The organism is Variovorax humicola (assembly GCF_037889915.1).
In the GTDB taxonomy this organism is placed as follows: Bacteria; Pseudomonadota; Gammaproteobacteria; order Burkholderiales; family Burkholderiaceae_C; genus Variovorax; species Variovorax humicola.
The window spans coordinates 52,625-70,393 of record NZ_JBBKZV010000009.1 but is presented as its reverse complement, the minus strand read 5'-3'; the positions used below and the strand labels follow the sequence as shown (position 1 = coordinate 70,393).

At 63.9% G+C, this 17,769-nt stretch carries 19 protein-coding genes and 1 pseudogene; 11 read left to right on the top strand and 9 right to left on the bottom strand.

The window, feature by feature from the left end:
* Nucleotides 1-69: 69 nt before the first annotated feature.
* Entirely contained in the window at nt 70-1,311 is a 1,242-nt protein-coding gene (locus WKW80_RS16625; RefSeq protein WP_340364676.1) for a D-alanyl-D-alanine carboxypeptidase family protein, read from the bottom strand.
* Between the two features lie 318 nt (nt 1,312-1,629).
* Nucleotides 1,630-2,547 (bottom strand): LysR family transcriptional regulator, encoded by a 918-nt coding sequence (locus tag WKW80_RS16620; protein WP_340364675.1) that lies wholly within the window; start codon nt 2,545-2,547, stop codon nt 1,630-1,632.
* Between the two features lie 114 nt (nt 2,548-2,661).
* On the opposite strand from WKW80_RS16620, the gene WKW80_RS16615 reads away from it, so the two are divergent.
* From WKW80_RS16615 to WKW80_RS16590, 6 genes are all read left to right on the top strand, one after another.
* Nucleotides 2,662-3,807, top strand: coding sequence for an NAD(P)/FAD-dependent oxidoreductase (locus tag WKW80_RS16615; RefSeq protein WP_340364674.1), 1,146 nt, complete (start codon nt 2,662-2,664; stop codon nt 3,805-3,807).
* A 67-nt stretch (nt 3,808-3,874) separates the two neighbouring features.
* Nucleotides 3,875-5,119, top strand: a complete 1,245-nt coding sequence (locus WKW80_RS16610) for an aromatic ring-hydroxylating oxygenase subunit alpha (protein WP_340364673.1) — start codon at nt 3,875-3,877, stop codon at nt 5,117-5,119.
* A gap of 2 nt (nt 5,120-5,121) precedes the next feature.
* A complete protein-coding gene (locus tag WKW80_RS16605; protein ID WP_340364672.1) occupies nt 5,122-5,592 on the top strand; it encodes an aromatic-ring-hydroxylating dioxygenase subunit beta in 471 nt (156 codons plus the stop codon).
* A gap of 8 nt (nt 5,593-5,600) precedes the next feature.
* A complete protein-coding gene (locus tag WKW80_RS16600; RefSeq protein WP_340364671.1) occupies nt 5,601-5,939 on the top strand; it encodes a non-heme iron oxygenase ferredoxin subunit in 339 nt (112 codons plus the stop codon).
* Nucleotides 5,940-6,021: 82 nt separating this feature from the next.
* Nucleotides 6,022-7,176: an ABC transporter substrate-binding protein gene (locus WKW80_RS16595; RefSeq protein WP_340364670.1), complete on the top strand. Its 1,155-nt coding sequence runs from the start codon at nt 6,022-6,024 to the stop codon at nt 7,174-7,176.
* Between the two features lie 129 nt (nt 7,177-7,305).
* On the top strand, nt 7,306-7,677 hold the full coding sequence (locus WKW80_RS16590) for a hypothetical protein (RefSeq protein ID WP_340364669.1): 372 nt from the start codon (nt 7,306-7,308) through the stop codon (nt 7,675-7,677).
* Nucleotides 7,678-7,925: 248 nt separating this feature from the next.
* On the opposite strand, the gene WKW80_RS16585 is transcribed toward WKW80_RS16590, so the two are convergent.
* Together WKW80_RS16585 and WKW80_RS16580 are read right to left on the bottom strand one after the other, a co-directional pair.
* On the bottom strand, nt 7,926-8,141 hold the full coding sequence (locus tag WKW80_RS16585; RefSeq protein ID WP_340364807.1) for an AsnC family transcriptional regulator: 216 nt from the start codon (nt 8,139-8,141) through the stop codon (nt 7,926-7,928).
* 273 nt (nt 8,142-8,414) lie between these two features.
* Entirely contained in the window at nt 8,415-10,070 is a 1,656-nt protein-coding gene (locus WKW80_RS16580; RefSeq protein ID WP_340364668.1) for an ATP-binding protein, read from the bottom strand.
* Nucleotides 10,071-10,187: 117 nt separating this feature from the next.
* Between WKW80_RS16580 and WKW80_RS16575 the strand changes: the two genes are divergently transcribed.
* On the top strand, nt 10,188-10,910 hold the full coding sequence (locus WKW80_RS16575) for a hypothetical protein (RefSeq protein WP_340364667.1): 723 nt from the start codon (nt 10,188-10,190) through the stop codon (nt 10,908-10,910).
* Between the two features lie 36 nt (nt 10,911-10,946).
* Nucleotides 10,947-11,291: a hypothetical protein gene (locus WKW80_RS16570; protein ID WP_340364666.1), complete on the top strand. Its 345-nt coding sequence runs from the start codon at nt 10,947-10,949 to the stop codon at nt 11,289-11,291.
* Between the two features lie 149 nt (nt 11,292-11,440).
* Here the strand turns inward: WKW80_RS16570 and WKW80_RS16565 are convergent, their stop codons facing one another.
* Together WKW80_RS16565 and WKW80_RS16560 are read right to left on the bottom strand one after the other, a co-directional pair.
* On the bottom strand, nt 11,441-12,106 hold the full coding sequence (locus tag WKW80_RS16565; protein WP_340364665.1) for a M48 family metalloprotease: 666 nt from the start codon (nt 12,104-12,106) through the stop codon (nt 11,441-11,443).
* 206 nt (nt 12,107-12,312) lie between these two features.
* Nucleotides 12,313-12,948 (bottom strand): antibiotic biosynthesis monooxygenase, encoded by a 636-nt coding sequence (locus WKW80_RS16560; RefSeq protein ID WP_340364664.1) that lies wholly within the window; start codon nt 12,946-12,948, stop codon nt 12,313-12,315.
* A gap of 57 nt (nt 12,949-13,005) precedes the next feature.
* Here WKW80_RS16560 and WKW80_RS37320 point away from each other — a divergent pair.
* Nucleotides 13,006-13,314, top strand: a pseudogene (locus tag WKW80_RS37320) (substrate-binding domain-containing protein); the annotation flags it as partial.
* Nucleotides 13,315-13,465: 151 nt separating this feature from the next.
* On the opposite strand, the gene WKW80_RS16555 reads toward WKW80_RS37320, so the two are convergent.
* The 3 genes from WKW80_RS16555 to WKW80_RS16545 all read right to left on the bottom strand — a co-directional run bounded on the left by WKW80_RS16555 (nt 13,466) and on the right by WKW80_RS16545 (nt 15,231).
* Nucleotides 13,466-13,720, bottom strand: coding sequence for a pentapeptide MXKDX repeat protein (locus WKW80_RS16555; protein WP_340364663.1), 255 nt, complete (start codon nt 13,718-13,720; stop codon nt 13,466-13,468).
* A gap of 87 nt (nt 13,721-13,807) precedes the next feature.
* Nucleotides 13,808-14,608 carry a molybdopterin-binding protein gene (locus WKW80_RS16550; protein WP_340364662.1) on the bottom strand — a complete coding sequence of 267 codons (801 nt, stop codon included), beginning with the start codon at nt 14,606-14,608 and terminating at the stop codon, nt 13,808-13,810.
* Nucleotides 14,605-15,231 carry a cytochrome b/b6 domain-containing protein gene (locus tag WKW80_RS16545; RefSeq protein ID WP_340364661.1) on the bottom strand — a complete coding sequence of 209 codons (627 nt, stop codon included), beginning with the start codon at nt 15,229-15,231 and terminating at the stop codon, nt 14,605-14,607. Before WKW80_RS16545 ends, WKW80_RS16550 begins: the two co-directional genes overlap by 4 nt.
* Nucleotides 15,232-15,329: 98 nt before the next feature.
* Here WKW80_RS16545 and WKW80_RS16540 point away from each other — a divergent pair, with 98 nt between their 5' ends.
* Nucleotides 15,330-16,046, top strand: a complete 717-nt coding sequence (locus tag WKW80_RS16540) for a response regulator transcription factor (RefSeq protein ID WP_340364660.1) — start codon at nt 15,330-15,332, stop codon at nt 16,044-16,046.
* A complete protein-coding gene (locus WKW80_RS16535) occupies nt 16,043-17,506 on the top strand; it encodes a sensor histidine kinase (RefSeq protein WP_340364659.1) in 1,464 nt (487 codons plus the stop codon). Before WKW80_RS16540 ends, WKW80_RS16535 begins: the two co-directional genes overlap by 4 nt.
* Nucleotides 17,507-17,769 lie beyond the last annotated feature (263 nt).

The window sequence follows — 17,769 nt, the reverse complement described above, 5'->3', positions numbered from 1 at the left end:
CCGGGCGTTCTGAAGTACGACGCGACGCGGCAGCACGCGAGATCACGGCACCTCACGTGTTGCCATCATTCATTTGCCAATCAACTTGAGCGCGTGTTGCCACATACGCAGCATGAAGCCCGCGCGTTCCACATCGACCTGCGCAAGCAGCGGCGCTTCTCCTACCGGCTTGCCGTTCGAGCTGGCGACCACCTTGCCGATCACCGCACCCTTGGCCACCGGCGCTTCCAGGTCAGGCTTGACCTGCACCGAGGTCTGCACTTGCTGGCCGCGCGGCACGGTCACCGTCCATGGCGAACCCAGAGCCACGGCAACAGTGTCGGCCTTGCCAAAGTTGACTTTGGCAGTCGTTACCACCGTGTTGGGCTGAATGGGGGTGGCCTTCTCGAAATTGCCGAAGCCCCACCCGAGTAGCACGCGCGTCTCGTCGGCACGCGCCTGCGCGCTGTTGGTGTTGAGGATCACGGTGATCAGGCGCATCCCGTTGCGCTTGGACGAAGTGACGAGACAGTAGCCCGCTTCCTGCGTGTGGCCGGTCTTCAGTCCGTCGACCGTCGGATCGGTGTAGAGCAGGGCATTGCGATTTCCCTGCTTGATGCCGTTGTATTTGAACTCGCGCTCGGCGTAGATCGGGTAGTAGTCGGCGCTGTCGCGGATGATTGCGCGCGCCAGGATCGCGAGGTCCCGCGCAGACGCCTTGTGCTCCGGGTCGGGCAGGCCCGTCGCGTTCACGAAATGCGTGTGCGTCATCCCGAGGCGCTTTGCTTCGGCATTCATGAGCTTGGCAAAGCCCTCTTCGGAGCCGGCCATATGCTCGGCGATCGCCTTGGACGCGTCATTGCCCGACTGGATGATGATGCCGCGCAGGATGTCGATCACCGTGGCCTGGCTGTTGAGCGGCAGGTACATGCACGACTCGGTGCTCGAGCCACGGCACCAGGCGTTCTGACTGACCGAAACAAGGTCGTCCTTCTTGAGCTTGCCCGAGCGAATTGCCTGTTCGACCAGGAAACTGGTCATCATCTTGGTCAGCGACGCGGGCGGCAGCGGTTCGTCGGGGTTGGCCGAGGCGAGCACCTCGCCAGAGTCGAAGTCCATCAACAGCCACGCCTTTGCGGGGAGAGTCGGCGCACCGCCGGCAACAGCGGTCTGTCCAGCAACTGGCGCCGAGGCAGGCGCGTCGGCCGTGGGCTTCTTTTGGGTTGCAGGCTTGGCGGCAGGGGAGGCCGCAAAGGACACCGAGTTGGGCACCATGGTGCCCGCGGCGAGTGCGAGGACGAGCGGGACGAGGGAGAAAGTTTTGAGTTGCATTGGAGTTCAGGAGGCAGAACTGAAATTGTGACGGATCAAGCGCCGATTTTCGGTCGTACGTAGCGGATCGAAGATTGCAAGGGCGAGTTCAGCCAACTATCCCAGATTCCTGGAAGCGGCCTGATCCGAGGAGGCCGGGGTTGGAGCAGATCGCGACCGACATCTGCTTCGACGGCCCGGCGTTCCGGCGGCGCCGTCCTGCCCACCACCTCGCGATCCTTCACAGCGCCGACGCTGCGACGCCCATCGGGGATCTATTGTCCACCCATCGCATTGTTTCGATTGCCCGCGCCGTACCCGCCAGCCGCACGTGGTCGCTCAGTCCCTGAACAAAGCATAAAAGGTCTCGCGCAGCCAGCGGTTGGCCGGATCGTCATGAAAGCGCTCGTGCCAGTACTGCTTGATGTCGTAGACCGGCATCTTCAATGGTGACGGCAGTATCCGTATGTTGTTGATCGGCAGATAGGACTCGGCCAGCATGGCCGGGATGGTCACCACCAGGTCGGAGTTGGCAATGATCAGCGGGATCGCCAGAAAATGCGTCACCTGCAGCGCCACACGACGCGTGTAGCCCTTTTCGATCAGCACGCGCTCCACCACATCGTGTCCCGTCCCGGGCGCCAACACGATCGCGTGCGAGGCCGCCAGGAACTGCTTGAGGCTCAGCGTATCGCCGATATGCGGATGGTCGGCGCGCGCCACGCAAACATAGGATCGCTTGAAGAGCAACTGCTGGTAGTAGCCTGCCGCCAGGTCGGGAATAAAGCCGACCGCCAGGTCCATTTCGCTCGATTCGAGCGCCTCCCGCATTTCCTTCACCGGCAGTTGGACTGTCCGCAGGTTCACGCCCGGCGCTACTTCGCTCAGGCGCTTCAGCAGCGCAGGCAGGAAGACTCGTTCGCCGATGTCCGTCATGATGATCCGGAAGGTGCGCGTCGACGTCGCCGCATCGAAATGCTTGTCGCGGTTCAGGGTCTGGCGTATCAGGTGCAGCGCATGGCGGATCGGGTCCACGAGATCCGTCGCGAAGGGCGTGGGCTCCATGCCGCGCGAGGTCCGCACGAAAAGCGGATCGTTCAACACCTTGCGCAGCTTGCCGAGGCAGGTGCTCATCGCGGGCTGGCTCAGCCCGATGCTCTGAGCGGCCGCAGTGACGTTGCGCTGCAATAGCACGGCCTCGAACGCGACGAGCAGTTTCAGATCCAGATCGAGAATATCTGTTTTCTTGAATACCATGCATCGATTCCTTGCGATTTACGTATGGTATGCCGGCTACTACATTTTGGCCAAGGACAGCCCGAAGCACGCTGTCCGACCGAATGAAATAGGTACTGCCGCCTGGAGAATCGCATGGAGTCCATCGTCATCGTCGGTAGCGGACTCGCCGGTTATTCGGTCGCTCGTGAAGTGCGCAAGCGCGACCGGGCGGCTCGACTGGTGGTGGTGACGGCGGACGACGGCCACTTCTATTCGAAGCCCACACTGTCCGAGGCTTTCCGGCTCGGCGCCCCCGTTTCCGAACTGAGTTCACGCACCGCCGAGGGCATGGCCGTGCAGTTCAAAGGCGAGGTGCTGACCGGCGCACGCGCGGAGTGTCTCGATCTCGCGTCCCGCACTCTTGACACCTCGAAAGGCGAGTTGGTCTACGACAAACTGGTGCTGGCATTGGGCGCGGAGCCGGTGCGCATGCCACTGGACGCAGCTTCGCTCGCACATGTGTTCACGGTCAATGACCTCTGCGACTACCGGCGCTTTCGCGAAGCAGCCAACGGCAAGAAGGTGGTCGCCATTCTCGGTGCGGGCCTCATCGGCTGCGAATTCGCCAACGATCTGGTGGATGCCGGTTTCCACGTCAAGGTCATCGACATCGCCGACGCGCCGCTCAGTCGCCTGCTGCCAAGCCCGAACGGCGTGTACATGCACGCCGCGCTGCAGCTGGCCGGTGTCGAGTGGCATCTCGGCACCGGGGTGCAGGCCATCGAAGGCCGTGATGAAGGGGTGCAAATCCGCTGCACCGATGGGGAGTCCTTCGATGCCGATATCGTCCTGTCCGCGATCGGCCTGCGGCCACGCACCCTGCTGGCACGCGAAGCCGGTCTGGCGGTGGCGCACGGCATCAGCGTGGATGCCGCCTTGCGCACCAGCGACCCGCACGTCTACGCGCTGGGCGACTGCGCCGAGGTGCACGGGCTGTGGCTGCCGTACATCGCACCCATCGGACCGGCCGCCAAGGTAGTGGCCGCCAATCTCACGGGCGACGCCTCGGTCGTGCGCTATGCGGCGATGCCGGTCATCGTGAAGACCCCGGCATGTCCATCCATCGTGTGCCCGCCGCCGATCGGCGTGCACGGCGCCTGGGACACCGAGTCCGACGACGCGGGCGTGCAATCGCTGTTTCACGACACCGCCGGCCTGTTGCGCGGCTTCGCGCTGAACGGCGCGCACACCGAACGCGCGATCGTGCTGGCGCAGGCGATGCCGATGCTCTTGGCCTGATCCAGTTTTGTCCCCCATCCCGCCGACCAGACGCCGGCATGTGCCGAAGCACTGAAAGGATCACACGATGAGCGAAACCCGCCCGATTTCGTTTCTGCGCCGGTGGCGCGAGCCCGGCTCGTCCCGGATGCCGTTCTGGCTCTACACCGACGAGGAGATCTACCGGCGCGAACAGGAGCGGATCTTCAATGGACCGCACTGGAGCTACGTTGCCTTGACGGCCGAGATACCCGGCACCGGCGACTACAAGCGCAGTTGGATCGGGGAGCGGTCCGTGATCGTGGTGCGCGACGAGGATGGCAGCATCAACGTGGTCGAAAACCGCTGCGCCCACCGCGGCGCACAGTTCTGCCAGACGCATTCCGGCAACCGCAAGGACTTCGTGTGCCCGTACCACCAGTGGAGCTATGACCTCAAGGGCAACCTGCAGGGTGTGCCCTTCTTGCGCGGAATCAAGGGCAAGGGCGGCATGCCGCTCGACTTCAAGCGCGAGAACCACGGCTTGACCAAGCTGCACGTCGCGGTGCACAACGGCGTGATCTTCGCCAGCTTTCACCCGGAGGTGCCGGACTTCAAGGAGTTCCTCGGTCCGACCATGCTCAAGTATTTCGAGCGTGTGTTCAACGGCCGCGAATTGAAGGTCCTCGGCTACAACCGTCAGCGCGTGCCGGGCAACTGGAAGCTGATCCACGAGAACCTCAAGGACTGCTACCACCCGGGCCTGCTGCACACCTGGTTCGTCAACTACGGCCTGTGGCGAGCCGACAATGAATCGGCGAACGTCATGGACGCCGAGCATCGTCATTCGGCCATGGTCACCAAGCGGAACCAGGGCGGCAAGGGCGAGGCGACTTCCGGCATCGGCAGCTACCGCGAGAACATGGAGCTCAACGACGGCCGCTTTCTCGACGTCGAAGAAGAAGCCTGGTGGGACGGTCCGACAGCTGTCATCCAGAGCATCTTTCCGAGCGTGATCATGCAGCAGCAGATCAACTCGGTCGCGGTGCGCCAGGTCATCCCGCGCGGCCCGCGCAACTTCGACTACATCTGGACCCATCTCGGTTTTGCCGACGATTCGGCGGAGATGAACCAGCGCCGCCTGCGCCAGGCCAATCTCTTCGGTCCGGCCGGATTCGTGTCGGTGGACGACAGCGAGATCATCGGCCTGGTGGAAGAAGGAATGACCCAGAACCTGGAAGCCGAGTCCCTGTGCGAACTGGGCGGTCGTGAGATTGCGGACACCGACACCCATATCTCGGAGACCCTGATCCGCGGCATGTACGAGTACTACCGAAAGGTCATGGAGATCTGACGATGGATGCAACGATTCGCTTCGCCGTTCAAGACCTGTACACCGACTATGTCCGGTGCGTGGACGACACCAGGTACGAAGAATGGCCCGACTTCTTTACTGACGAGTGCATGTACCGCGTCGTGTCGCGCGAGAACTTCGACGCCGGCATGCAGATGTCCGCGCTGGCGCTCGAGAGCAAGGCCATGCTGAAGGACCGCGTGTACGGCATGAACGAGACGATCTACCACGCGCCCTACCTGCAGCGCCACGTGGTGGGTATTCCGAAGATCCTTGGTGCCGAAAACGGAGCAATCCGCGCACAAGCCAATTATGTCGTGCTGCGCACCAAGCTCGACGCCTTCTCCGAGGTGTTCAACACGGGACGCTACATCGACACCATCGTCACCGAGAACGGCCGCATGAAGTTCAAGGAGCGCATCTGCGTCTTCGACGGGGAGCTGGTCCCGAATTCGATCGTCTATCCGATCTGAGGTCAGGCATGGAACATGAAGTACTGGATTCGCATTGGGAGCGTGCTGCCGGTGTGGATGACGTGGCGGAGGGCGAGGTCACCGGCGTCCGCGCCGGCGGCCGCCCCATTGCGCTCTACCGGGTCGAAGGCGAGGTGTACGCCACCCACGACATCTGCTCGCACGAGCATGCGCATCTCTCCGAGGGCTACCTGGAGGGCTGCGAGATCGAATGCCCGCTGCATCAGGCGCGCTTCGACATACGCACGGGCCTTGCCACTTGCCGGCCGGCCACCCAGGCGGTCGCGGTGTATCCGGTCAGGATCGTCGGCAAGGACATTCTTGTGAAAGTGCAGGCTACACCCTGAGAGGCCCCCGCGTTGCCTGGATCGATAGCTTGAATGCGCCCGTATCCCAGCGGACGAATCAACCCACCCCAAGGAGACAAAGATGAAGGAAAGCTGGCTCAAACTCAATCTGCTCGTCGCGGCCGCATGTTTTTCCGTTGCCGCCGCGGCTCAGTCCAACGTCATCAAGATCGGCGTCAACCAGCCGCTCACCGGCGTTGTGGCCGCGTCCGGAAACTTCGTCACCGACGGTGCAAGGATCGCTGCCGACGAGATCAATGCGAAGGGCGGAATCAATGGCGCCAAGGTTCAGCTGGTCATCGAAGACAGCAAGAGCAACCCTACCGAAGCGGCCAACGCCACCGAGAAGCTGATCGTGCGCGACAAGGTTCCTGTGATCCTCGGCGCCTGGAGTTCGACCTATACGCTGGCCGCCATGCCCAAGCTGATGGAATACAAGGTGCCGATGGTTGTCGAAACTTCGGGGGCCGACAAGATCACCACGTCCGGCAATCCCTATGTGTTCCGCATCTGCCCGACCAACGACATGGAGGCCAAGAGCTTCGCCCGCCATGTCGGTCCGCTGAACATCAGGAAGGCGGACCTGCTGGTCGTGAACAACGACTGGGGGCGCGGCTCGGCCGAGTCCTTTCAACGCATGCTGGAGGGCAAGGGCGTGAAGGTCGGCCGCGTGGTGACGATGGACGCCACGGCGCAGGACATGACTTCGCAGCTGTCGCAACTCAAAGGCACCGATGCCGACACGTTGTTCGTGACGACCGCCGTCGAGCAACTCACCTTGGTGCTCAAGCAGATTCAATCGCTGGGCCTGAAGCGCCAGATCATCACGTTGGGCGGCTCGCAAAGCCCGGACCAGTTGATCGAGCACGCAGGCTCGGCCGCCGCCGGCACCATGCACAACATGATGTTCGCGCCGTGGGTGCCCGACGCGTCCGCCGATCCGGCAACGGCCAGGGCCTTCGTCGCGGAGTGGAGCAAGCGCAACTACGACAAGGCGGGCCTGACCGAGGGCTTCCGCGGCTACGACGGTATCCGCACGATCGCCGCGGCGATCGCCAAGGCCGGCGCAGCCGACCCAGAGAAGATTCGCGCCGCGCTGTGGGACATCGACATAGCCGGCCTGACGGGCAGGATCAAGTTCGAGAAGGTCGGGCCGCAAGGGCGCGAAAGCGGGCAAAGTACGCCGAACACCTACCTTGTGAAGATTGAAAACGACAAGGTCGGAATCGTGAACTAGGCCGGGCTGAACCGCACCGAACTGCAGTACCGCGCCCTGACCCCTGGCTTGAAGAACTGACGCGGGTCCGTCTGAGAAGCGCGGCGCGTCACAATGGGTGGCTGACTGAAACCAGACGGACGCCAATCCATGATAGATGCTGCGAAGTTGCGCGACTTGAGTTCGCAGAAGATCAAGTCCGAAGCCCTGCAATGCAGTTGCAAGGTGCTGCAGTCGGGATCTTGGGAAAGCATCACGGACGAGCGCTGGCCTGCCGGGGTGCGGCAGGTCGGCACGCTGCGCCCCCCGGACATCGATGAACCCACTTTCGAGGAATTTCACCCTGATGGCACCCGGTACGAGTCGGCCGGCGCGCCGATAGCCGTCTCGTGGTTCCCCTTCAACCGGAGCGACGTGTACGCGTGCAGCACATGCCGCAGCGTGTTCTTGCGCTACACGGAGTACGGGGGCTACTACGTGGATCACCGCGTCCGAATGGTCGACCCCGCCTTGGTTGTTTGAGTTCTGGAACGCCGATGCAACATCTACTCAGAGGCCCGCCCTGTTCAAAGTCGCCGAGTCCAACGCTTGCACGCCATTCGTACCCCTGAACGGCCAGGCAGAGCCCCTGAGTCCTTTGCTCCTTCGCATTCCTGTCAACCGGGCCCGGACGCCGCGATCCGTCGGAATCGGAGGCGCTGCGCCGTCGTTGGGGTCTGCGCTGTGCGCTCAACGTCCTGTAGTCCAGCGAGACAGGACGACTCGAACGCTCAACTTCTTGCGTGCGATGCCAGCATTCGATGCCAGGGAACAAGTGCCCATCGAGGCCGCTTTGGCACATCCTGCCTTCCGCGAATGACTTGCGTCGTGGGATCGACGCACAGGAGCCGGCCCAGTGGCTCAGCGATCGAAATGCGGCCATCGCGCTGCAGGATGTCCAGGATTTTGCGGTCGGTTCGGTCGAGGTCAGGCGTTTTGCTTCGCACCCGGCGTGTAGCCTGAGCGCGCCGCAATAATGCAGGCACGCTGCAGCTATTCCGCACGCAGGCCCAGCTCGATGCGGTACAGCGCGACGTCGCAGTGCTCAAGGAGCCAACGGCTCGGCCGGGTTGGCGATGAGGTCGTAGTCGCAAGACGTCTTGGGCTTGGGCCCAGACGGCGCGACCAGCGCAGCGCCGAGCGCGGCGATGCCCAATGCCAGCCGTGCCAGCAGGCGCAGGAACGGCCGAGGGCGCGTGCAGGGTTGGTTGCGTGCATCTTCAACTGCGCATCGGCCCGGCCGCCACGCGAAGGCCAAGTGAGGTCCGCGCATCGCCTTGCCCGCCCGATGAGGAATCCGCAAAGTATTCGGCGTGCCGGCGTCGAAGTGCAAACAGTTCGCCGGCCTCGGCCAGCTTCACGATCGCGTAGGCGCGCATGCTCTGAAGCAGGCGCAAGCATGGTCGCTCGCCTTCGTCGGCTACCACGAGCGACCTGTCGACGAGTCGTCCCAGCGTCTCGAGCACGACCCATTCATCGAGGTGCTCATCGCTGGCCATGTGTATCGCGGCCTCTATCGTGCAAGCGCCGCTGAACATGCCGAGTCGCCGAAACACGATCCGCTCCTCGTGGGACAGCAGGCCATGGCTCCACTCGAGCGCGGCGCGCAGCGTGCGATGGCGCTCGGGGCGACAGCACAGGCCCGACGTGAGGATCTGGAAGCGATGTGCGAGGCGAGCCTGCACGCCTTGCACACCGAGCAGTGGTATGCGTGCCGCCGCCAGTTCTATCGCCAACGGCAATCCATCGAGCTGGCGACAGATCTCGACCATCGCGGCGATGTTGTGCGCATCGAGCGTGAAGTGCCTGTCCAGCGCGGTCACGCGCTCGCTGAGCAGCCGCACAGCGCCGAAGTCGAGTGCCCGCGCGGCGTCCAGCGACGGCGGCAGCGCTAGCGGCGCCAGTCGCAGCAGCCATTCGGCCGGCAGGCCGAGCGGCGACTGGCTGGTCACCAGCAGTCGCGCGCCCGGCGCGCGATCGAGCAGCGCTTGTGACAGTGCCGCGACACCGGCGGCCAGATACTCACAGTTGTCGAGGACCAGCAGCATGTGCCGAGGTTCAAGCGCCGCGACGAGTTCGTCGAATGGCTCGCGCATACCGCTGAGCGTGATACCCAACGCGAGCGCCACACGGCTCGGCAGCAAGGCGCCATCCGCCAACGGGGCCAGTTCGACCAGCCAAACCCCGTCGCGAAAACGTTGGCGCAAGGAATGGGCCGCTGCTTGGGCCAGGCGTGTCTTGCCGATACCGCAGGGGCCGACGATCGTGACCAGCCTGTGGGCATCGATGAACGCGCGCATCGCGCCCAGGTCGTCGTCGCGTCCGTACAGCGGCGGTAACTCGGCGGCGAGGTTGCCGGGGAAATGCGCGAAGGACGCATCCGTCATGTCGCCTGCCAGGGTTGGCGCTTCATCATCCGCTGTCCGATCGACGACCGGCGCCACGAAACGGTAGCCGCGACCCGGAATGGTGGCGATGGCGGTCGCACCCAGCAACTTCCGAAGCGACGACACCTGTGTCGCGAGATTGTTCTCCTCGACGATCAAGCCGGGCCATGCACGATCGAACAGTTCGAGCTTGGTCACGACGCGGTCGCGCTGCTCGATCAGCACGGCGAGCACATCGAAGGCGCGCGCGCCAATCACCATCGGCAGGCCGTTCTTGAGCAACAGTCGTTGCGCAGGACGGACTTCGAACGGGCCGAATCGGTGACCGAGTAACAAAGGTTCCCCTCCGAGGGCCCACGCTGCGGTGATGCAGCCGCCGGGCTGTGCTTGTTCGAGGCAACTCGTGGCCGGCGTTGGGGTGCGTGATCCTATAGAAGATTTGAGAAGTTTTGAAGACCGCAAATGGCGTGGGGGAGCAGAGTGAGTCATGGGAGGCGAGATGCGGCTTGCAACGCGCACCGCGCGAGTGCATCGCGCTGTGACGAAGTCTGTGCAGCGCCCCGTGGAGGGTCGCTCGGCCTCAACCCCAACGCAAAGGAGTTCAGCATGAACAACGGAGTCCGACGTGCATTGCAAGTCCTCGCGGCCGCATCGATGGTGATGGCGCCGGCCATCGGCATCGCCAATGGCAACGACGACGATGACGATCCACCAATTCGGGAGTTGACTGCGCAGTGGTGGCAGTGGGCGCTCTCCATACCGACAGGCGTCAATCCGCTAAAGGATCTCTCAGGCGCCAATTGCATGGTTGGACAACGAGGGTCCATCTGGTTTCTCGCCGGCCCGACACTATTTGATTTCACTGCCGTCACGCGCCATTGCTCCGTGCCGGAAGGTGTCACTCTCTTTTTCCCGATCGTGAACAGCGTGCAAGTGAATACGCCAAATGCCTGCGGGCAAACCGGGCCGTACTCAGTTGCGTTCATGCGAGTCAACAACGCAGGTTTCATCGATAAGGTTACGAAGACGACCTTGACGCTCGACAGCATCGCGCTGCGCGGAACGCGCAGAGTGACTTCGGTCCCGTTCGTGAGCGCCTTGCCCGCGGACAACATCTTTGTCGAGCCGTGCAACGATCCCCAGCTGCCTCTCCCCCACGGCCAACCACCGGGCGTCTTTTCGCCATCCGTCGACGACGGCTACTACGCAAAAATCGAAGGGCTGAAGGCAGGAAAGCACCTGTTGCACTTCACGGCGGCAATTCCCGACTTCAACATCAATGTGAACGTCACTTACGACCTTGACGTCGTGCCGGTGTCGTCGCGATAGTGCACCCCATTCGAAAGTCAGGGCATGAGACACGGCGTGCTGATCCCGCTGGCCCTCGCGGCATTCACCGCAATGGTGCAACCTGCCAGGGCCGCTTCCTTTCCCATGACGACGCGAGCCGTCAACGATGAGCGTGCCCGCGGCGCCTTGGTCGTCGATAGCGGGTCGAAGGAGTCCTTGGCGACGCCTCGCGCCGAGGGCGAAGGTAGCGCTGGTGGCGCGCTCTACAGCCCGTTCGCCCGGGCCACGGCCGAGCCGGTGCGCCAGGACATTCAAACGAGCCGGTTCAAAGACATGGGTGGGATCGACTTTCTCAGCACGTTGGTGACGTTGGCTGGCGTCGGAGCGCTCATCCACCTGTTTCGCCGGGCCCGGGCTTGATGTTGATCAATAGGGTCCGCGAAATGACCGACCGACCTCGTCGCCCAGGCGGTGCCGCATGACCACCTGCGAAACCTGCGCCCTTTCGGCGATGCAATGGCCGGGTAGATACGTGGAATTTCCGCGGTGTCGGACCAGGGCAGCGACGCTCAAGGCTGCACCGTACGCCAGTCGGGCGCCAGGGCGCGCAAGGCTGCGAGGCGCTTGCGCGTGCCGGGGTGCGTCGCGGTGTCGTTGCGCCAGCCCAGATCCATGAAGGCCGCGACGACATGCTGATCCGGCAGGCCCAAGGCGCGCAGCGTGCTCAGGGCAAAGGCGTCGGCTTCGAATTCCTGACGATGGGCCAGTGCCGATGCGTCACGGCCCAGGCGGTCCGCAATGGCGTCAGTGTGCTGCTGCACGACGGGGCCCGGCACCCATTTCGCGTAAAGCAGGCCCATCTGCGACCAGTGGTCAAGCATCACGTGTCCCAGTTCGTGCGCCAGAATGAAGACCCGCTCGCCTTCCGGCAGATCTGCCAAGCCGACATTGGCCACCACGATGCGGCCTTGCAGCGTCTCGCTCAGGATATCGTCGCGCACGACGCGTAGCTCGACCTGGGAGAGGACGGGATTGTGAAGGCTGCGCAAAAGCTTTTCGAATGACTCGCGCACCTTCACGGCCCGCGCGCTCGTGGCATCGGCCGGCGTCAGGGCGTCGAGTTGCTTCTGTTGCGAGATCTGCAACACACCAACGATATCCGGCGTCGGGCGTTCCTCATCGCTGCGAGCCGCGCCACAGGCTAGGACCATCCACATCATCAGCAACCATCGCATGGGCACACTCCGGGGCGCTCCAGTCGCAGAGGCCCTTTGTGTTGCGCTGCAACAAACATGCCAGCCACTGGCTGGCCACTGGACGCCGGACTGCGATCACACCGGCCCCACAATGGCTGCGCGTGGTGGGCGGCTTCGACGAACACCAGTTTGCCGAGAAGCGCCTGCCCACGCCGGCAGAGCTGTCCCACGCCGACGCCGATCTTTCATTCGTACAGCCAATGCGCGGCCAGCCGGGTGACGCGCGGCATGAGGACGTAGGTCATCAGCCCCACGATGATCGCCGCGATCACCAGGTGCTCCAGGATGGTGTTGCCGAGCCAGGGCTGCTGCCGCACCAGCCATTGAACGGGAACGGGAACCAGCATGGTGAGGGGAAAGATCACCGAGAGTGTCAGCAGGAACTGCTTGAAGCGCTTGGCCGGCTTCTGCCCGGGCTCCGGGTGGAACCAGAACTCCAGCCCCGTCACCGTCTGGCGTTGCTCGTCGCTTGCGAGGAACGGCATCACCTCATTGACCAGACTCTGCCGCGCGGCCGACTGAAACCAGTCCTCCGCATGTTGCAGCGTGTCGAACCGAACCGTCACCGTGTAGAGCGTCGAGCCCGGCACAGGATGGATGACGTGCACTCCGCGATGTCCCGGGAACCGTTGCGCGATGGGCACTATGCGCTTGAGCCATTGCTCATAGTCCGCAACGGCCTGCGCGCGCACGTGGTGCTTGATGACCACTGTCACACTCTCGGGCCGGGGAAGGCTGCGGGCCGACACCTCGGCGAGCGAGGCGCTTCGAAGCGATGAGTCGCGCTGGTCGAACGACACGGTGGGTTTCTCGGATTCCACGGGAAGAACTCCTCGGCGCGATCAGATGGAGGGCGGGATGGACCATTCTGCCGCGTCGTGTCGCCGCCGCTCGGATCGACGACGTCTTTGGTCGCACGGCGTCGGCTCGCGATCCTTGCCGCCAACGACCTCATCGCCTTCTGCGCGCTGGACACCCTGCGCACGGCTGGCATCGACGTGCCGCGCGAGATGTCACTGGTCGGGCACAACGACATGCCTTTCGCGGACCTGGTGTCGCCGCCGCTTACGATCGTGAAAGTCGCGGTCGAGCAGATGGGTCGGCATGCGGCGCAACTGTTCGTCGAGAGCCTTCGCAGTCCCGATGTCCTGCCATCCACCCGGCTGCTGATGCCCACCCTCGTTGTCCGGAGCTCGACCAGCCATACGGTGCCGCATGGACGCGCGGCTGCGCGCGCGGCCGGCGGTCCATCCTCGCGAGAATCGGGTTCATGCCCGCGAGCACGGGCGCGACAGATTGAACAGAATCCTGGTAGATCTCGCTGGAGCGCGCCGGCGACTACTTCTTCATCTCGTCCTTCGCCATGCCGTCCTTGGCCATGCCGTCCTTCGACATCGAATCCTTCTTCATTCCGTCCTTGGACATGCCGTCCTTCGCCATTGAATCCTTCTTCATGCCGTCCTTGGCCATGGCGCCACCCTTGCCCATGGCATCTTTCGACATGGAGTCCTTGCTCATGTCGTCGGCGGCGAATGTCGATGCGGAGCCGACCGCCATGAAGGCGGCGAGGAGCGTTGCGGTGAGCTTGTTCATTTCAGTGTCCTTGTGAGTGGAAGTTTCGATGGCACGGTTCGAGAGAACACGGCCGCGCGTTTTCAACAGCGCCGAGTCGAGACTGACTCAACTGCCGCCGAACCAGTTGTAGCCCTGGTCTTCCCAGTAACCGCCAGGGTACGTGTTGGTGACGAAAATCGCCCGGATGTGCTTCGGGTTCTTGTAGCCCAGCTTGGTGGGCATGCGCAGCTTCATCGGAAATCCGTACTTCGGAGGAAGCGGCTGGCCGTCGTAAGTGAGCGTGAGAAGGGTCTGCGGGTGCAGTGCCGTCGGCATGTCGATGCTGGTGTAGTAGTCGTCGGCGCACTTGAAGCCGACGTACCTGGCACTCGTGTCGGCGCCGATCCTGCGCAGGAAATCGGCGAAAGGAACGCCGCCCCATTTGCCGATCGCACTCCATCCTTCAACGCAGATATGGCGCGTGACCTGGTCTTGCTGCGGCATCGCGCGCAGATCCGCCAGTGTCCAGCTTCGCTTGTCGGCGACGAGGCCGGTGACTTCGAGCCGGTAGCCGGCCTCCGCCACTTCGCGGACTTCATCCTCGCCGTAGAACGCATTGAACGGAAACGGCCGTGTGATCATCGCGTCCGGATAGGTCGGCGCAAGCCTGGTCGGGTCGAAGATCCAGGCCTGGGCGGCATCGTTGAAGCGCGAGATGCGCATGAGGGCTGCCTCGACCGTCGCGTTGTCGCTGATGCTGCAGCCGCTCAGCAGGGAAAGACCGCCCAGCGTCAGCGAGCGCTGAAGGAAGGCGCGACGCGCAGGTTGCTCGATGCGGCGTCCGATCAGCTTGCGTGCCTCGGCCAGGGCCGCGTCAGTGTCCACGTCGGCCAGAGTTGCCATGGAGGGGCGCTTGAAGATTTTCACGTTGCTTCCTTGCCGTGACTGCTCAGCATCGTGAGCAACGTGCGGGGGACCAGCGCCACCATCACGAGGTGGACGGCCACGAAGGCGACGAGCGCGGCCATCGCGCAAAAATGGATGCGGCGAGCGAACTCGTAGCCGCCGAGCAGTTCGCGCAGGCCCGCAAACTGGACCGACTTCCAGAGCACCAGGCCCGAGAGAACGAGCACCGCGATGTCAACCATCACGAACAGGTACGCCAGGCGCTGCACGTGGTTGTAGCGCCGCGGGTCATCGTGCGACAGCTTGCCGCGCAGAGCCGCAAGCGCATCGCGCCAGATGCCGGCGAGTGACAGCGGGAAGAACTTGCGCCAGAGCCGTCCGCTCGCCACATTGAGCGCGAGGTAGATCAGGCCGTTGATCGCCAGCAGCCACATCGCGGCGAAGTGCCATTGCAGCGCACCTCCCAGCCAACCACCCAGTGTGATGGAGGCGGGAAATTCGAAGTCGAAAAGCGGCGAAGCGTCGTAGATTCGCCAGCCGCTGGTGACCAGCACCAGCACCGCGAGGGCGTTGAGCCAATGGGTGATGCGCATCCACAGCGGGTGGATGGGAGGGTTGCCGGGTGTCGGGGATTCGCGTTGCATGGGGCAGATTCTTGGGCTCACCCCATGGCCGATTCATCACGAAGAGTTCAATTAATTGTGATAAATGCGCGGCTCATATCGCCGCACAATCCGCTTTCATGGACCCCGCCAAACGCGTTCTGATCGTCGAAGACGACACCCACATCGCCGAGCTGATGGGCATGCACCTTCAGGACGAGGGCTACGCCATCACGCACGCGGCCGATGGCGATGCAGGCATGCGCGAACTCGAGCGCGGCAGCTGGGACGCGTTGATCCTGGACCTGATGCTGCCGGGTGTCGATGGCCTGGAAATCTGCCGCCGGGCCCGGGCCATGACGCGCTACACGCCGATCATCATCACCAGTGCCCGGTCGAGCGAGGTGCATCGCATCCTGGGGCTCGAGCTCGGCGCCGACGACTACCTGGCCAAGCCGTTCTCGGTGCTGGAACTGGTGGCGCGGGTCAGGGCGTTGCTGCGGCGCAGCGATGCGCTGGCGCGCAATGCGCGGATGGAGGCGGGACGCCTGGACATCGGCAAGCTCGGCATCGATCCGGTCGCCCGCGAGGTGCAGGTGGACGGCAAGCCGGTCGAGCTCACGCCTCGGGAGTTCGATCTGCTGCATTTCTTCGCCCGCCATCCGGGCAAGGTGTTCTCGCGTCTCGACCTGCTCAACCATGTCTGGGGTTACCAGCACGACGGCTACGAGCACACGGTCAACACGCACATCAATCGCCTGCGCATGAAGATCGAGGCCGACCCGTCGCAGCCACGCTGCATCCTCACGGTGTGGGGGCGGGGCTACAAGCTGGTGGCGCAGGAGGGTGTTTCATGACCTTTCGCGCGAGCTTGTCGCGGCGCATCTCCGTCGTCTTCGCCGTGCTGCTGCTGGCCTGCTGCGGTGCCTCGATCTGGCTGCAGATGCACGCCAACGTCCGCTACGAGCAGGAGGTGACGCAGCGCCTTTCTCGCGGCCTTGCGGCGCACATCGCGGAAAACTCGACCTTGATGGAACGCGACGGGCTCAATCCGGCGGCCGTGAGCGACCTGTTCGACAAGCTGATGGCCGTCAACCCCAGCGTCGAGGTCTACCTGCTCGGCCTCGATGGCCGCATCCAGGGACAGGCCGCGCCGCCCGGGCATCTGAAGCGCGACCGGGTCGATCTCGATCCGATCCGGCGGTTGCTCGACGGCGCGCCCTTGCCAATCGTCGGTGACGATCCGCGCGGCAGCGGTACTCGCAAGGTGTTCAGTGCGGCGCCGCTGCGCGTCGACGGCCGGGAGGTCGGCTACGTCTACGTGGTGCTGTCGGGCGAACAGCGCGATGCGCTGGTGGCCGATGCCGTGGCCGGCAATGTGCTGAGCACGACGCTGTGGTCGGTGGCGCTGGTGGCCCTTCTGGGTCTGATCGCCGGGCTGGCGGCATTTCGCTTGATCACGCGTCCGCTGCGCGAACTGACCGGCGCGGTGCGCAGGTTCGAGAACGACGGAGTGGCAGCGCTGCAGGACGTCGCGCCGGCCTTCGAGCGCGTCGGCCGGGGCCGCGACGAAATCGCCACGCTCGCCCAGGCCTTCGCGCAGATGACACGGCGCATCGCCGAGCAATGGCGCGAGCTCACACGGCAGGACCAGCAGCGGCGCGAACTGTTTGCCAACATCTCGCACGACCTGCGCACGCCGCTGACGTCGCTGCACGGCTACCTCGAGACGCTCCTGATCAAGGCGGACACGCTCGACATCGCGGAGCGGCGCCGCTACCTCGAGATCGCGCTGGCCCAGAGCCGGAAGGTCGCGCGGCTGTCGCAGGAGCTGTTCGAGTTGGCGCGGCTGGAATACGGTGTCGTCAAGCTCGAGAAAGAGCACTTCGCGCTGGCCGATCTGGTGCAGGACGTCTTCCAGAAGTTCGAGTTGGCCGCCGAAGCACGGCATCAGCGATTGGTGGCCGACATCGCGCCGGACCTGCCGGGCGTCACCGCCGACCTCGGCATGATCGAGCGCGTGCTGACCAACCTGCTGGACAACGCGATCCGTCACACGCCCGCGGGCGGCCAGATCATGGTTCAGCTGCGGCAGGACAAGGCCGGCGTCCGGGTCGAGATCAGCGACACCGGGCCGGGCATCCCGAGCGAACTGCGCACCGCGATCTTCACGCGGCCGATGTTCTCCTCGACAGGCGGCCGCAGTGGCGGCCTGGGCCTGGTGATCGTGAAGCGCATCCTCCAGCTGCACGACAGCGACATCCACCTGCAGCCGCGGCCCGGCAAGGGCGCGGTGTTTTGTTTCCGCCTGACATAGACCTCCGACTGCGACAACTCGAAATGGAGATGGACCCCACGACGATGCATGCCCCATCGCAAGATGCTTGCAGTTCGTCGGGCTTGTCGAAGATCGCGTCAGGGTCAAAGGCGCAAGACAACGCGATGGTCTGCGCGGATGCGGAGGCAGGATGGCGGCGCCTTGCAATGACACAGCATGCATTCGACTATCTTGTTCTGGACGGTAACCGCGATATCTCAAGGCCCGAACTACTACGGGGGGCCGGCGCAAGCAGCCGCTCC

Bases quoted from the DNA above. Each gene is read 5' to 3' on its own strand.
- WKW80_RS16625 (WP_340364676.1), bottom strand. From the start codon at position 1,311: ATGCAACTCAAAACTTTCTCCCTCGTCCCGCTCGTCCTCGCACTCGCC.
- WKW80_RS16620 (WP_340364675.1), bottom strand. From the start codon at position 2,547: ATGGTATTCAAGAAAACAGATATTCTCGATCTGGATCTGAAACTGCTC.
- WKW80_RS16615 (WP_340364674.1), top strand. From the start codon at position 2,662: ATGGAGTCCATCGTCATCGTCGGTAGCGGACTCGCCGGTTATTCGGTC.
- WKW80_RS16610 (WP_340364673.1), top strand. From the start codon at position 3,875: ATGAGCGAAACCCGCCCGATTTCGTTTCTGCGCCGGTGGCGCGAGCCC.
- WKW80_RS16605 (WP_340364672.1), top strand. From the start codon at position 5,122: ATGGATGCAACGATTCGCTTCGCCGTTCAAGACCTGTACACCGACTAT.
- WKW80_RS16600 (WP_340364671.1), top strand. From the start codon at position 5,601: ATGGAACATGAAGTACTGGATTCGCATTGGGAGCGTGCTGCCGGTGTG.
- WKW80_RS16595 (WP_340364670.1), top strand. From the start codon at position 6,022: ATGAAGGAAAGCTGGCTCAAACTCAATCTGCTCGTCGCGGCCGCATGT.
- WKW80_RS16590 (WP_340364669.1), top strand. From the start codon at position 7,306: ATGATAGATGCTGCGAAGTTGCGCGACTTGAGTTCGCAGAAGATCAAG.
- WKW80_RS16580 (WP_340364668.1), bottom strand. From the start codon at position 10,070: ATGACTCACTCTGCTCCCCCACGCCATTTGCGGTCTTCAAAACTTCTC.
- WKW80_RS16575 (WP_340364667.1), top strand. From the start codon at position 10,188: ATGAACAACGGAGTCCGACGTGCATTGCAAGTCCTCGCGGCCGCATCG.
- WKW80_RS16565 (WP_340364665.1), bottom strand. From the start codon at position 12,106: ATGCGATGGTTGCTGATGATGTGGATGGTCCTAGCCTGTGGCGCGGCT.
- WKW80_RS16555 (WP_340364663.1), bottom strand. From the start codon at position 13,720: ATGAACAAGCTCACCGCAACGCTCCTCGCCGCCTTCATGGCGGTCGGC.
- WKW80_RS16545 (WP_340364661.1), bottom strand. From the start codon at position 15,231: ATGCAACGCGAATCCCCGACACCCGGCAACCCTCCCATCCACCCGCTG.
- WKW80_RS16540 (WP_340364660.1), top strand. From the start codon at position 15,330: ATGGACCCCGCCAAACGCGTTCTGATCGTCGAAGACGACACCCACATC.
- WKW80_RS16535 (WP_340364659.1), top strand. From the start codon at position 16,043: ATGACCTTTCGCGCGAGCTTGTCGCGGCGCATCTCCGTCGTCTTCGCC.